We start from the raw sequence: 13,645 nt of genomic DNA on the forward strand, positions 1-13,645 counted from the left end.
ATCAGCCCCTCCCCTTCAGGGGAGGGGTTGGGGTAGGGTTCGGCCTCGAAATCCGGCATTTGTGCCCTGCGGCACACCCCACCCCTCGGTCTCCTCCCCTGAAGGGGAGGGAAGGATTGATGTCCACAGATATCACCACACAAAAAAAGAGAGGCGGGCGGTCCGTCAAGACCACCCACCCTTTTCGCTTCATCAGAACCGGAAGCCCGCCGTCACGCCATAGGTGCGGGGCGCGGCCTGGACGCCGTTGTCGCTGAAATTACTGGCGCCCAGCTGCTGGAAATAGAAGGCGTTGGTCAGGTTCTTGCCCCAGACGCTGAACGTCAGGCCGCTCTGGGCCCGCCAGCTCAATGAGGCGTCGAGCAGGTCATAGGAACCTTGCGCCACCCGGTTGTCAGGGTCGGCCGCCCAGCCGTCATTATGATAATAGTTGGCGCCGATGGTGAAATCACCGATCGAGGTCGGGATGTCGTAGGTCGCGCCGAGGCTGAGCGTCCAGTCGGGCACGTTCTGCAACCGCTTGCCGCTGGCGTCGCCGATGGTCAGCGTGTTGCCGCCCGCCGCATTGGGGATGGAGATCACCGCCGTATCGAAATTCTTGTAGCGGGCATGGGTGACGTTGACGCCGCCGGTCAGGGTCAGCCCGCCGAACGGGCGGATCTGAAAATCGGCGTCGACGCCGTAAATCTCTGCCCCGTCGGCATTGTAGACCGTCTGGATGCCGTTCTGGATCTGCATGACCTGAACGTTCTTCTGGTCGTAATAATAGCCGGCGACGTTGAAGCGCAGGCGCCGGTCGAACAGGTCGGTCTTCAGACCGACTTCATAGGCGTCGACGATTTCCGGCTTCAGCACCTTGTTTTCCAGCGGGGTGTTGAGCCCGATGTTCTGCGCGACGAAGGCGGCGCTGCGGAAGCCCCGGTTGTAGCTGGCATAGGCCATCATCTCCGGCGAGAAGCGATGGTCGATCGACAGCCGCCACGTCGCGCGAGGGAAGGTCTTGCGGTAGGATTCGATGACCCCCTGTGGGAAGGTCTGCACCGGCAGCGGCTGGCCGGTGGTCGCGCTGTAGGTGATGCGGGAGCCGACCGCGCGGCGCTGGTCGCGGGTATAGCGAATGCCCGCGGTGACGTTGGTGGCCTCGCCGAGGCGATAGGTGCCCTGCGCGAACGCCGCCATGGATTGCAGCGTCTGCTTCACCTCCAGATCGGTGTAGGAGCGCTGCACATTGGTCTGGAACGCGTTGACGTTCCGCGACGGCTCGTAGCGGCCTTCGCCCCACATGTAGAATCCGCCGAGTACCCACTGGAAGCGGCTATCATTGTCGGACAGCAACTGCACCTCATGGGTCAGCTGCGTGTCGATCTGGTTGTTGTCGATGATGAAGCCGTGGGAAAAGCCGAGCGGCGGCGCGTTGGCGGCGGGAACGGCCGCCCAGTCGCCCTCGGTCGTGCCGTCCGGGTCGAAGCTGACGCGCAGCTTCATCTTGCGATAACCGGTCAGGCTCATGAAATCGACGGTGCCGAAATCATGGCGCAGCTCCACGCTGCCGCCATATTGGCGCGAGCGCAGCGTGGGATCGATGTCGGAATCGATGTCGCGGCGCCCGCCGTCGGCGAACTGCCCGCGCACATTGCGGGTGAGCGGACGGAAGGCCGGGCTCGCGGCGTTGACGCGGGAGAAATCGGCCGAGAGGGTCAGCGAGCTGGCGTCGTCTATCTCCCACAGCAGCTTGGCGCGACCCGCATAGGACTTTTCGGTCATTATCTCGTTGCCGGTGTTGACGTTCACGCCATAGCCGTCGCGGCGATTGTCATATTTGAACGCGACGCTGGCGGCCAGATTGCCGGCGAGGCCGCCCGAAAGATAGGCGCTGCCGCCGATGGTGTCGTAATTGCCGTAGCTGGCCTTGAAATCGCCGGTCAGGTCGTAGGACGGCTTCTTCGTCGTGATCTGGATGAGGCCGCCGGTCGCGTTGCGGCCGAACAGCGTGCCCTGCGGCCCCTTCAGCACCGCAACCTGCTCGATATCGTTGAGCGTCATCATCGCGCCGGTGGCCGAGCCGATATAGATGCCGTCGATATAGGTCGCGACCGGGTTCTCGATGCCCGGCCCGGTGCCGGTCGAGCCGACGCCGCGGATGCGCGGCAGGCCGAAGCCGCCGACCGCGGTGTTGAAATTGAGGCTGGGGGCGACCGCCTTCAGGTCGGAGGTGTCGCGCACGCCCGTCGCTTCGAGCGTTTCGGCGTTCAGCGCGGTGACGGCGATCGGCACGTTCTGCATGCTTTCCGCGCGCCGTTGCGCGGTGACGACGATATCCGCGATGCCGATCGGGGCGGCGCTTTCCTGCGGATCGACGGCTTGCGCCCATGCCGGTGTCGAAAGGGCGGACGCCGCGAAAAGGCCGGCCATCACCAGACGCCTGCGCGTGCCGTGTCCGGATGCAATATGGAATGACGCCATCCCCATTTGCCTGTCTCCCATCCTTATGTCTCCCAAAGCCCGCCTGTTTTGCGGTGCTCGTTATTCGATAAAGGCCATCAGTCTCGCCGGGCCGTTAGCGCAGGAGGCCGGGTCGGGAACGGCGCGTCCTTTGCGCAACCGGCTTTCCGTCCAGCCTTCGAACCCGACTATAGGCCGTGTCGATTGGGCGTCGATCCGCAGATAATTGATAGTTATGTTCACCCGGCAAGACTAATGACACCGCCAAACCCCAATATCGGTATCATTTTGCTGCACAATGCGACGCGGCGCCGACGAAGAAGGATCGTCGGCGCCCGCCCGGAATTCTCGATAGGGTGCGAAGGGCGGGTCAATCCTGCCCGTTTGTCTTGAGCATCCAAAGATGATGGGGCGGGCTGGTTTCCCAGTGACGGTGCGGCTCTTCCTTGCGGACCTGATCCATGTCCGCGACATATTCGAACCGCCCGCCCATGGGCGTGGCGAAGAAGCGGAATATGTTGGACCCGACCGTGTGACGGCCCAGCCGCCGGGTTTCCTTCCACCCCTGGCTGACCAGATGGTTGCCGCCTTCCACCACCTCGTCGAAATCGCGCACCTCGAAGGCGACATGGTTGGTGCCCTTGCGGTCGGTGCGGTGGCAGAGGAAGAGCTGGTGATGATCCGTCTCGCCCTCGGCTTGCAGGAAGGTGCCGGTGGGCGCGATGGTCTCCACCGCCTTGAACCCCAGCCGCCCGGTGTAGAAGGCCACCGCCTCGTCCTTGCCCTGCTTCGGTATGTCGAGCGCGACATGGGCGATGCGCAGCGGGCGGGCGCGGCCATAGGTGCCGAGCCGGTCGTTCCAGCGCTCCACCTGTCCGAAGCTGTTGACCGGCCGCCGCTCCGCCGTGGGCGTTTCGACGCTTGCCAGCCGGAAGCCGATGACGAAGCCGGTTTCGTCGCTGGTCAGGAAGCCGCCGTCCGGCTCGTCCACGACCGCGCGGTCGCGTGCCATTTCCGCGCGGATCGCGGCGAGGGCCTGCGCCGTATCGACGCCCCAGACGATGCGGGCGATGCCGCTTTCCTCGCCTTCCCCGGCGGGATCGATGGCGATGACCTGCCCGGTGCCGGTGGCGAAGCGCGCGGCATGGCCGTCCGGCTCCAGCGGCCGCAAGCCGAAATCCGCGCAATAGCGGGCGGGGGCGTCGATATCGGCGACATGGTAGAGGACTTCCTCGGTCCTGATGATGGTCATGGCTCTCTTCTCCCGGCCTTGATCTAGGCCATGGGGCGGGGGGTGGTGTCAATCCGGCCTTGTCCAGCGAGCGCAAACCCTTTGTTCACGAAACGGGGCATTCCGCTCGCGCGCAATCCGATTAGCAGACAAGGGGAGAAGGAGATGAAATATGCGTTTGCCCGATCTGGATTTGACCACCCTCACCGACCGGCAGAAGGAATTGCACGACCGCATCGCCGGAAAGCGCGGCCATGTGCGCGGGCCGTTCCTGCTGTGGCTGCGCAGCCCGGAACTGTGCGACAAGGTGGAGGCGCTCGGCGCCTTCCTCCGCTTCGATTCCGTGCTGCCGCTGCGCATCCGGGAACTCAGCATCCTCGTCACCGCGCGCTTCTGGGATGCGCAATATAGCTGGGCGGCCCATGCGGAAAAGGCCGTCGCCGCCGGAGTGGACGCGCAGGCGGTCAAGGATCTGGCCGAGGGGCGGGTGCCTGCCTTCACCAATGAGGACGAAACCGTTTTCTACAATTTCGCGATGGACCTGTTGCAGAACCACTTCGTCAGCGACGCAAATTTCGACGCCGCGCTCCGCGCCTTCGGGGAGCAGGGGATGATCGACATCATCGGCGCGATGGGCAATTTCTCGATGCTGGCGATGCTGCTCAACACCTTCCAGGTGCCGCTGCGCCCCGGCATCGAGGCGCCGTTCCCGGATATCGAGAATTTCGCCAAGGTGAAATGATGCGGGCGGCGTGGCGGCCCGGCATCAGGCCGCCGCGCCCCGCATCGCCTCGCCCGCGTCGCGCGGCAGGCGCATATAGATGAGTGAGGCCGCCGCCATGAGGATGCTCACCGCCGCGAACGGCATCAGGAAGCTCGATGCGGTCAGCGCGCCGCCGCTGGTTTCCCGCCCCAGATGGATCAGCAGGCCACCCAGGCTCACCCCCATGGCCAGCCCCAGCTGTTGCAGCACCGACGCCATGGTGGCCGCGTCCGACACCTCCGCATCGTCCAGCTCCGAATAGGCGAGCGAGTTGTTCGCGGTGAACTGCATCGACCGGCTGAGCCCGCCGGTGATCAGCACTGCGTACATCAGCAGCAGCGGCGTCGCGTTGCTGAACAGATAGGGGAAGAAGGCCGCCACCGACGCCGCCAGATTGCAGGCGATCAGCGCGTTGCGGAAGCCCAGCCAGCCGATGACGCGCGGCGCGAAGGGCTTGGCGAGGATGACGCCGATGCTGTGGCCGATGATGATGCCGCCCGCTGCCAGCGGCGACCAGCCGAGGCCGATCTGGAAATAGAGCGGCATCAGCAGCGGCCCCGCCCCGAACCCCAGCCGCACCACCGTCCCGGCGATCATGCTGAGGCGGAAGGTGGTGTAGCGGAACAGCTGGAGGTTCAGCACCGGCCGCTCCCGCCGCAGCGCATGGCGGATGTAGCCCGCCATCAGCAGCAGCGCGCCCGCCACCGCGCCTATCGAGAAATAGAGCGGCAGGCCCACGCCGCTCAGCTCGATCGCGCCGATGAACAGGATCATCGCGCTGGCGGTCAGCACGAAGCCCTGCATGTCGAAGGTGCGGATGTTCCGGTCCTCCGCCGTTTCGGGCACCAGCAGGCGGATGGCGACGATCGCCAGCACCGACACCGGCAGGTTGATGAGGAAGATCCAGTGCCAGTTGGCGATCGACAGGATGAAGCCGGACAGCGGCGGCCCGATCAGCGGGCCGAGCAGCCCCGGTATGGTGAACCACGCCATCGCCGACACCAGATTTTCGCGCGGGGTGGAGCGCACGATGATCGTGCGCGCGACCGGCAGCATCAGCGCGCCGCCCAGCCCCTGAAGGAAGCGCGCGGCGACGAGCATGGCAAGGTTGGCGGAAAGCGCGCAGGCGAGCGACCCGGCCATGAAGATGCCGATCGCGATCATGTAGACGCGCCGTGCGCCGAACCGGTCGGACAGCCAGCCGCTCGCCGGGATGAACATGGCAAGCGCCAGTACATAGGTGGTGAGCGCCAGCTTCAACTCTTCCGGCGGAATGCCGAATTCGCGCGACAGTGTGGGCAGGGCGGTCGCCAGCGAGGTGCTGTCGATGAACTCCATCAGCAATCCGCCCGCCACCGCGATGGAGGTCAGCCGCGAGCGCAGCGGGGAAGGGGAAGACGGTGCGGACATGGCGGGCCCTATACGCAAAAAGGACAGGGAACGATAATGCGTTCCCTGCCGTCGGGTGGCGGAGCGGGCATGGCCGTGCCCGGCATGGTGGTCATCGCGGGCGCTCAGTCCACGGCGATGCCCAGCGCGGCGGCGGTCTGGCTGATATCCCCCCAAAGTTTGGGCGCGACGACGATGCCCTTTTGCGCCCGCTCGGCCGCCGCCGCCGCGCCCCGTTCGCCGGGGGCGAGCACCGGCACTGCCTCGTCGGCGCGGGGCAGGGCATGGAGCGCGCCGACCGCCTCCGACACGGCGGCGCGGAAGGCCGCGACGTCCCCGAAGGCGGCGGGATCAACGGCGATCAGCGCAGCGTTCTGGCGATGCTTCTTCGCGCCCTCCGCCCTGGCGTGGAAGGGAGCGAAGGTCGGTACGCCCGCCAGCACGCCGGTCAGTATCTCGAACATGAAGGACATGCCCGATCCCTTGGGCCCGGCCATCGGCGTCGGGATCGCGGCGAGGGCGGGATCGGTCGTCGGCTCGCCCGCCTCGGTCAGCGCCGCGCCTCCGGGCAGCGGCAGGCCCTTCGCCTTGTACTGCTTGATGCGGCCGAGCGCGATGGTCGCGGTCGCCATGTCGAGCAGCACGGCGCCCTTTTCGGAGGGCGCGGCGATGGTGAGCGGGCTGGTCGCGACGGCGGCGCCCTTCACCCCGGCATAGCCCATGTTCGGCATGCCCGCGCAGATGCCGATGCCGACCATCCCCGCTTTCGCGATGCGCTCCGCATAATAGCCGATCGCGCAGATATGCGTCGTCATCGCCACCGACGCCCAGCAGGTGCCGGTTTCGCGCGCGACGGCGATCGCCTCGTCGGCGGCGCGGGTCATCGCCACCGGCCCGGCCGCGCGGTCCGCATGGATGGCGAGCACCGCCGCGCGGGGGCGCTCCACCCGGATGGCGGGCGCGGCCTTGACGATGCCCTTGTCGATCCACTCCATCGTCGGCACCAGGCGGGTGATGCCGTGGGAATCGACGCCGCGCAGGCTGGCCCAGACCAGCACCTCGGCCATGGTCGCGGCATCCTGTTCGGGCATGCCCTTGGCCGCCAGCATCTTCGCGGCGAGGGCCCGGAGCGCGTCGGCGCCGATGGTCTTGCGTTCGGACATGAAAATTCTCCGTTGGAAAGGATGGCTCAGCCGGCGGCGGTGTAGGCCGTCTTGACGCTGGTGTAGAATTCGGCGGCGTAGCGGCCCTGTTCGCGCGGGCCGTAGCTCGACCCCCGGCGGCCGCCGAAGGGCGCGTGATAATCGACGCCCGCCGTGGGCAGGTTCACCATCACCATGCCCGCATTGCTGTTACGCTTGTAATGGCTCGCATATTTGAGGCTGGTGGTGCAGATGCCCGACGACAGGCCGAATTCCGTGTCGTTGGCGACGGCGAGGGCTTCCTCATAATCCTTCACCCGGATCACGGCGGCGAAGGGGCCGAAGGTCTCCTCCCGCGCGATTCTCATGTCGCTGGAAACGTCGGTGAACAGCACCGGCGTCATGTAGAAGCCGGGCGTGCGCGCCTGCGTGCGCTCGCCTCCGAAGGCGAGCGTCGCGCCCGCCTCGCGGCCGAGGCGCACATAGTCGAGATTGCTGTCGAGCTGGCCTTCGCTGACCACCGGGCCGACGATCGTGTCCGGGTCGAGCGCATGGCCGACCTTCATCGCGGAGAGCTTCTCGATCGCGGCGGCGACGAAGCGATCGTGAATGCCTTCGGCCACGATCAGCCGCTCCGGGCTGGTGCAGCGCTGGCCGGTCGAGAGATAGGCGCCGTTCACTGCCACGTCGACCGCGACGACGAGGTCGGCGTCGTCCAGCACGATCAGCGGGTTCTTGCCGCCCATTTCGAGCTGCACCTTCTTCATCGGGCTGGCCGCGACGCAGGCCGCCGCGACCGAACGGCCGGTGCCGACCGAGCCGGTGAAGCTGATCGCGTCGATGCCGGGGTGGGATGTCAGCGCAGTGCCGACGACCCGGCCCTTGCCGAAGACGAGGTTGAACACGCCAGCGGGCACGCCCGCCTCCACCAATATCCGCGCCAGCGCATAGGAGGAGGCCGGGACCATTTCGGCGGGCTTGAACACGACGCAATTGCCGAAGGCGAGCGCCGGGGCGATCTTCCACGCGGGGATGGCGATGGGGAAGTTCCACGGCGCGATGATGCCGACCACGCCCACAGGCTCGCGGGTGATCTCCACGTCCACGCCGTCGCGGATCGAGGGCAGTTTCTCGCCGCCCAGGCGCAGGGCCTCCCCGGCGAAGAAGCCGAAGACATGGGCGGCGCGCACGACCTCGCCGATCGCCTCCGCGATGGGCTTGCCTTCCTCGCGGGCGAGCAGCGTGCCCAGTTCCTCGCGCCGCGCCATGATCGCGTCGGACGCGCGGCGCAATATGTCGTGGCGCAGCTGGATGTTGCTGCGCGCCCAACCGTGCTTCGCGGCCAGCGCGGCCTCGATCGCCGCATTGACCAGCGCTTCGTCGCCGGTCGGGAATTCCCCGACGATCTCGCCGGTGTCGGACGGGTTGATATCGGGGACGAGATCCGTCCCCGCGATCCACTCGCCGCCGATCAGGTGATGCCCCTTCATCGTTTACCTCAGCCTGTGCGAGATGCGCTTGGTGACGAGATAGGCGTCGAGCGCCTCGGCCCCGCCTTCGCGGCCATGTCCGCTTTCCTTGACCCCGCCGGAGGGGGCCTCGCTCACCGACCCGCCGGTGTGGTTGATCGAGAGGATGCCCGCTTCCAGCCGCCGGCCGAGGTCCGCCGCCGTCGCCGCGCTCTCGGTGAAGCCGTAGGCTGCAAGGCCATAGGGCAGGCTGTTGGCGATGGCGAAGGCGTCCTCGATGTCGGAAAAGGCGACGACCGGCGCGACCGGGCCGAACGGTTCCTCCTTCATGATGCGCGCATCGAGCGGCACATCGCGCAGCACGGTGGGCGCGTAGAAATTGCCCGTCTCGCCGATGCGATGCCCGCCGGTGGTCAGCGTCGCGCCCGCCCGCACCGCGTCCTGCACCAACTCGTCGACGGCGGCGAGGCGGCGGGCATTGGCGAGTGGACCCATCTGCACGCCGTCCTTCAGTCCGTTGCCGACCTTCACCGCCTTCGCGGCCTCGGTCAGCGCCTCGACGAAGCGCTCATAGAGGCTTTCATGCACGATGAAGCGGCTGGGCGAGGTGCAGACCTGCCCGGCATTGACGAACTTGCCCGCCGCGCAGGCCTTTGCGGCCTTCACCGGATCGGCATCGGCGCAGATGATCACCGGGGCATGGCCGCCCAGCTCCATCAGCGTCGGCTTCATTTGCGCGGCGGCCATGGCGGCGAGCTGCTTGCCGACCGGGATCGAGCCGGTGAAGGCGACCAGCCGGATGATGGGCGAGGCGATGAGATGTTCCGAAATCGTCGGCGGATTGCCGAAGACGAGGTTGACGACGCCCTTGGGCACGCCCGCCTCGACAAGGCATTCGACGATGGCGACCGCCGTGGCGGGGGTTTCCTCCGAGGGCTTGAGCACCACCGAGCAGCCCGCCGACAATGCTGCGGCAAGCTTGCGCATCGGCGATCCGGCCGGGAAGTTCCACGGCACGAACGCCGCGACCGGGCCGATGGGCTGGCGGATGACGGAAAGCTGCGTGTCCGGGTCGGTCGGGATGATGCGGCCATAGGCGCGGCGGGATTCCTCCGCGTCCCATTCCAGCGTGCCCGCGACGCGCTGCGCCTCGCCGGTCGCTTCCTTGATCGGCTTGCCCTGTTCCAGCGTCATCGCCTCGCCGACACGCGGCGCACGCTCGCGCAGCAGGCGCGCGGCGGTGCGCAGGATGCGGGCGCGCTCCGCCACAGGCGTGTCGCGCCACACGGGGAAGGCGCGCTCGGCGGCGGCGAGCGCGGCGTCGAGATCGGCGATGGTCGCGTGCGGAACCGTGCCGATCGTCTCGCCGGTGACGGGATTGACGACGGGAGAGCTCTCGGTGCCGCTGCCTTTCGTCCATTCCCCGTCGATCAGCAGGCGGATTTCGGGATAGGAAACGCTCATGCCGCCATCTCCGGGTAGATGGTCAGCAGCGCCCGGTGCACCACATGGTTGAACACGTCCGGCATCTCCCAATACATTGAATGCGGGCCGTTGGGGACGATGGTGAGGTGCGATCCGGGCAGCTTTTCATGGGCGCGCCGGACGGTGGAGTTCCACAGCACCGCGTCGCGCTCCCCGGCGATGAAGTGCAGCTTCGGGGCGATCGCCTGCACCTGCTCCAGCGAGGGGCCTTCCGCCGACAGGTTGCGCAGATCCTGCATCGTTGCATGGTTGAACGTGCCCATCTGCCTGAACAGGAAGGTTTCGGCCGGGCGGCCCGACTGGAATTCCTTCGTCAGCAGCCGGTCGATCACCGGCAGCTTTTCCGCCTCGGCACGATTGGCGGCGGCCAGCTGCTTCAGCTCCGGGTCGGAAATGCCGCCCAGCGAATGGGCGAGCAGCACGCCGGACACGCGTTCGGGCTGCTCCACCGCGATGCGCAGCGCCGGGCTGGCGCCGATCGACTGGCCGAGAATGGCGCAGGGGCCGACGCCGCTATGGTCGAGCACGGCGGCGATATCGGCGGTGAAATCGCGCGCATCCGGGCCGCCCTCCACCGGATCGCTGTTGCCGAAGCCGCGCAGGTCGATCGTCAGCACCGTGAACCAGCGCGACAGATAGGCGGTCTGGCGCCACCAGGCGGTATGATGCCCGCCCGACCCGTGGACGAACAGGATGGCGGGGCCGGTGCCGTGGCTTTCATAATAGATATTGACACCACTCGCATTGGTATAGGGCATGAATCTCTCCTGATCCGCAGGTCCGGCGCGGACTTGATGACGCATAATGTCTAGTCGCCGGGATCGCGAAAGGGGAGAGCGCGGACTGTAAAAGCAGTTTTGCCTATTTGTAACCAAAGGACAGGAAACTGGTTACGCTGGTGCAACCAACTGTCCACCCGGCGGCCGCTATACAGGCCCGCCCGCCCGACCTATCCAGAAGGCTGCGAGGAAAGGAGCATTCGGGATGAAGCTGTGTCGGGTGGCCGGTGCGTCCGGCCCTGTTTACGGCATTGTGAAGGAAGAAGACGAGGTGGTCGCCCTTGCCGGCGATCCCTTCGGCGCGCATGGCGAGGGCGAGGTGATCGGGCGGCTGGCCGACCTTACCCTGCTTCCGCCAGTGATACCCAATGTCTTTTACGCGGCGGGCCTCAACTTCTATCATCATATCGAGGAGGCGCGGCGCAAGGGCAACATGAAGGCGGTGGTTCCGCAGCGCCCGGATATCGGCCACCGCGCCAATAATGCGCTGGTCGGCCATGGCGCCGATATCGTCCGTCCCGCCGATTTCGAAGGGCGCCTCGAATATGAGGGCGAGATCGTCGCCGTGGTGGGCAAGACGCTGCGCCGCGCCAGCCGCGAGGAGGCGAGTGACGCCATTTTCGGCTGGACGCTGGGCAATGACGTCAGCGCGCGCGAATGGCAGCATGGCGACCGCACCATGTGGCGCGGCAAGAACAGCGACAGCTTCAAGCCGATGGGCCCGTGGATCGACACCGACGCGCAGCCGATGGGCGAGGACCTGTCCGTCATCATCAACGGCGTGGTGGACAGCGACTATCGGCTGGATGGCATGATCTACGACGCCGAGGATTTCATCGTTGAAATCACCCGATATATCACGCTCACGCCGGGCGACATGATCTGGCTGGGCACCGACCGCACCGCCGGAATGCAGGTGGGCGACCTGGTGGAGGTACATGTTCCCTGCCTCGGCACGCTGTCGAACCGGGTTGTTCATGAAATATTACATGATATATCTTAATTGATTTCAGATATATTCCTATCAGGAGAGCACAGCCCATGAGCCATCTTCCCCATACCATTCACCATGTGAATTTCCCGACCACCGATGCCGAGCGTACCAGGGACTGGTACGGCAAGGTCTTCTCGATGAAATGGGTGGATCCCAAGAGCAATACCGACGTGCTGCTGATGACGCGCGGCAACTGGGACCTGCATTTCACGCCCGTTCCCAAGGACGAGATGCCGCGCATGATGCCGTCCCATTTCGCGATCGAGGTCGAGGATTTCGAAGGCTTTCTCGCGCATCTGAAGGGGCTGGGCATCCGCTATACCAAGCCGGTCGAGCGGCCGCAGAACAACAGCAAATTCTGCTACATCACCGACCCGGACGGCACCGTGATCGAGCTGACCTATCATGGCAAGCTGCACATGGAATCCTCCGTGGACATGAACGCCTGAATCCCGAACCCGAACAAGCCTGAAGGACAGAAAATGGGACCGACCCTTGCCGAGGCAAAAGCCTTGATCGCGGCCGCGCAGAAGGTTGCCGCCGAAATCGACAAGCCGATCACCACCGTGGTGGTCGACAGCGGCGGCTTCATCGTCCCCTGCGAGCGGATGGAGGGCGCGCGCCCGCTGACGCCGAGCATCGCCACCGCCAAGGCCTACACCGCCGCGATCATGCAGCGCCCGGCCAAGATGCTGAAGACCTGGTGCCAGACGCAGCCGGAATTCTTCGCGCAGGTGTCGCGCATGGGGCATCACCCGATCGTCGCGACCGAGGGCGGCGTGACGCTGAAGCGTGAGGGCGTGCTGCTGGGCGGCATCGGCGTTTCCGGCGGCACCGGGGACGAGGATCAGGAAATCTGTGAGAAGGCGCTGGCGGCGACCGGCTATGATATCGATTTCGCCGAGTGGAACCGGGTGAAGAAATAAGGAGGGAGGAGCGCCGCCATGGCCAATCAACTGCGTTTCCGGTCCGACCATGTCGGCCTGCTGATCGCTCCGCCCGATGGCGGGGAAGGGGATGCGCTGCGCCGCAAGCTGATCGCGATGCAGCGCGCGGCCAATTGCTCGGTCGCGACGGACGGGGAGCTGTTCCGTTCCCATTTCATCGAGGCGATCCAGACCGCCGACGCGCCCATCCTCGCGGAGGCGGAGGGCAAGCCGATGGTCGCGCTCGCCAATATGGACGTGAAGGTGTCGCTGCCGTCGGCCTCGGCGCTGATGGAGCGGACCGGCATGACCGAGGGCGCCGCCGTCGGCGCGATCCGGCGCGAGGTCGCGGCGCTGATCGAGGCGGGGGTGCCCTATATCCAGCTCAACGGCACCGCCTACGGCCCGCTGCTCGACGAGGGCAGGGATATCGACGCCCAGCTGGCGGCCGACCGCGCCGTTGTCGATGGGCTGGCGGGCGGGGAGGAGCATCGCCTGGCGCTGCGCATCGGCCGGCAGGGCGCTTCGCCCGAATGGAATGCGGACGATGCGCGGCTGAAGGCGCTGTTCGGCCTCGGCTATGACCGCTATCTGCTCGATTTCGGCACGCAGCCGCGCGGGTTCGAGGTGCTGGCGCTGATCCCCGATCCGGCGATGGTGGTGCTCGGCCTGATCGACCAGAGCGTCGCCGAATTGCAGCCGATCGACCCGATACTCGACCTGATCGACGCGGCGGCGGAGGTGATCGACGGCGACAGGCTGGCGCTCAGCCCGCGCGGGGGCTTTTCCGCCAAATCCGGCCTCAGCTGGGCCGATCAGGACAGGAAGCTGGCGCAGGTGGCCGATGTTTGCGTGCGCTGGTGGGGATTCGCGCGCTGATCCTCCGCCCGATATTTACCACGAAAGCCCGCTGTTCCACGGAATGGCGGGCTTTTTTGATGGCGCGTTGCCGTTGTGGGAAAACCGTTCGGGCTGAACTTGTCGACCGACCGGCTGTCGTTCTTCGTTCAAAGAAGTACAGGGCT

Annotated in this window: 12 protein-coding genes; 5 read left to right on the top strand and 7 right to left on the bottom strand. The window is 66.3% G+C overall.

Features of this window, described 5'->3' with window-relative positions; translation table 11 throughout:
- Positions 1–192 precede the first annotated feature (192 nt).
- A complete protein-coding gene (locus GGR43_RS14130) occupies positions 193–2,412 on the bottom strand; it encodes a TonB-dependent receptor (protein WP_188072637.1) in 2,220 nt (739 codons plus the stop codon).
- Positions 2,413–2,812: 400 nt separating this feature from the next.
- Entirely contained in the window at positions 2,813–3,694 is an 882-nt protein-coding gene (locus GGR43_RS14135; protein WP_188072638.1) for a VOC family protein, read from the bottom strand.
- A gap of 151 nt (positions 3,695–3,845) precedes the next feature.
- Here GGR43_RS14135 and GGR43_RS14140 point away from each other — a divergent pair, with 151 nt between their 5' ends.
- On the top strand, positions 3,846–4,415 hold the full coding sequence (locus GGR43_RS14140) for a carboxymuconolactone decarboxylase family protein (protein WP_188072639.1): 570 nt from the start codon (positions 3,846–3,848) through the stop codon (positions 4,413–4,415).
- 24 nt (positions 4,416–4,439) lie between these two features.
- Here the strand turns inward: GGR43_RS14140 and GGR43_RS14145 are convergent, their stop codons facing one another.
- The 5 genes from GGR43_RS14145 to GGR43_RS14165 form a co-directional block, all read right to left on the bottom strand.
- Positions 4,440–5,846, bottom strand: coding sequence for an MFS transporter (locus GGR43_RS14145; RefSeq protein ID WP_223177462.1), 1,407 nt, complete (start codon positions 5,844–5,846; stop codon positions 4,440–4,442).
- A 104-nt stretch (positions 5,847–5,950) separates the two neighbouring features.
- Complete coding sequence (locus tag GGR43_RS14150) at positions 5,951–6,988, bottom strand: Ldh family oxidoreductase (RefSeq protein WP_188072640.1); 1,038 nt, start codon at positions 6,986–6,988, stop codon at positions 5,951–5,953.
- Between the two features lie 26 nt (positions 6,989–7,014).
- The gene (locus GGR43_RS14155; RefSeq protein WP_188072641.1) at positions 7,015–8,457 is read right to left on the bottom strand and encodes an aldehyde dehydrogenase family protein; all 1,443 of its coding nucleotides are present in this window, start codon (positions 8,455–8,457) and stop codon (positions 7,015–7,017) included.
- A 3-nt stretch (positions 8,458–8,460) separates the two neighbouring features.
- A complete protein-coding gene (locus GGR43_RS14160) occupies positions 8,461–9,900 on the bottom strand; it encodes an NAD-dependent succinate-semialdehyde dehydrogenase (RefSeq protein WP_188072642.1) in 1,440 nt (479 codons plus the stop codon).
- On the bottom strand, positions 9,897–10,679 hold the full coding sequence (locus GGR43_RS14165; protein ID WP_188072643.1) for an alpha/beta fold hydrolase: 783 nt from the start codon (positions 10,677–10,679) through the stop codon (positions 9,897–9,899). The genes GGR43_RS14160 and GGR43_RS14165 overlap by 4 nt, the downstream gene beginning before the upstream one ends.
- Before the next feature lie 226 nt (positions 10,680–10,905).
- On the opposite strand from GGR43_RS14165, the gene GGR43_RS14170 reads away from it, so the two are divergent.
- The 4 genes from GGR43_RS14170 to GGR43_RS14185 are packed head-to-tail and all read left to right on the top strand — an operon-like array spanning position 10,906 to position 13,499.
- A complete protein-coding gene (locus tag GGR43_RS14170) occupies positions 10,906–11,703 on the top strand; it encodes a fumarylacetoacetate hydrolase family protein (protein WP_188072644.1) in 798 nt (265 codons plus the stop codon).
- A 38-nt stretch (positions 11,704–11,741) separates the two neighbouring features.
- Positions 11,742–12,143 carry a VOC family protein gene (locus GGR43_RS14175; protein WP_188072645.1) on the top strand — a complete coding sequence of 134 codons (402 nt, stop codon included), beginning with the start codon at positions 11,742–11,744 and terminating at the stop codon, positions 12,141–12,143.
- Positions 12,144–12,176: 33 nt separating this feature from the next.
- A complete protein-coding gene (locus GGR43_RS14180) occupies positions 12,177–12,620 on the top strand; it encodes a GlcG/HbpS family heme-binding protein (RefSeq protein ID WP_188072646.1) in 444 nt (147 codons plus the stop codon).
- Between the two features lie 18 nt (positions 12,621–12,638).
- Positions 12,639–13,499, top strand: coding sequence for a uroporphyrinogen decarboxylase/cobalamine-independent methonine synthase family protein (locus tag GGR43_RS14185; RefSeq protein ID WP_188072647.1), 861 nt, complete (start codon positions 12,639–12,641; stop codon positions 13,497–13,499).
- Positions 13,500–13,645 lie beyond the last annotated feature (146 nt).

Origin of the sequence: Sphingobium jiangsuense, assembly GCF_014196495.1 — a bacterium.
GTDB lineage: Bacteria > Pseudomonadota > Alphaproteobacteria > Sphingomonadales > Sphingomonadaceae > Sphingobium > Sphingobium jiangsuense.